Genomic DNA, 511 nt, shown 5'->3' with positions numbered 1-511 from the left:
ATTTAAGTCAGGATTAGCCATCGAAATATCATCAGCATAGAGCTGCGCGATATTGGTCTCAATACCGTATTTGCTCGCCATGATTTCATAATAGGATTGCGCCAGATCTTTTCGGTAAGTTTCGGCGCCAAACGTGTAAGAATCGAGCGTAACTTGACTTCCTCCTGCCCCTATACCATTTGCTTTTCCATCGTAGCTAAAATCATCGTAAATAGCAGATGCAAAATCTAATGAGTTATTTCTTGGCATTCTCTCGGCAATACTATCAATTGCTTCAACAAGGAATCGGTGTAGATAGTCATTTGATGGCTTGTCTGGAATCGCTTTAGTCGTAAGCATTTCATTGGTTGCATAAGACACAACCGTTGGGTCAAACCCAAAGAATGAGTTGTTATTCGTACCTGATAACGCGTAGCGCACCTCATCAAGAATTTGAATCGCACGTTCTGAAGTTTTCTCTCCCGCTGTCACTTGATCCCACTGGAAATCAAACAAACCAGTCTGATATGTC

1 protein-coding gene is annotated in these 511 nt (G+C 41.9%); it reads right to left on the bottom strand.

Going from position 1 to position 511, the window contains the following annotated elements:
• Window positions 1-511 (bottom strand): hypothetical protein (locus R8O10_RS27680; RefSeq protein WP_318192289.1); only part of this gene is annotated, 511 nt, incomplete at both ends.

Source organism: Vibrio sp. 1727 (assembly GCF_033344415.1).
Classification (GTDB): domain Bacteria; phylum Pseudomonadota; class Gammaproteobacteria; order Enterobacterales; family Vibrionaceae; genus Vibrio; species Vibrio alginolyticus.
Note: the sequence above shows the minus strand (reverse complement) of the source record. Positions and strands in the feature narration are given on the sequence as shown.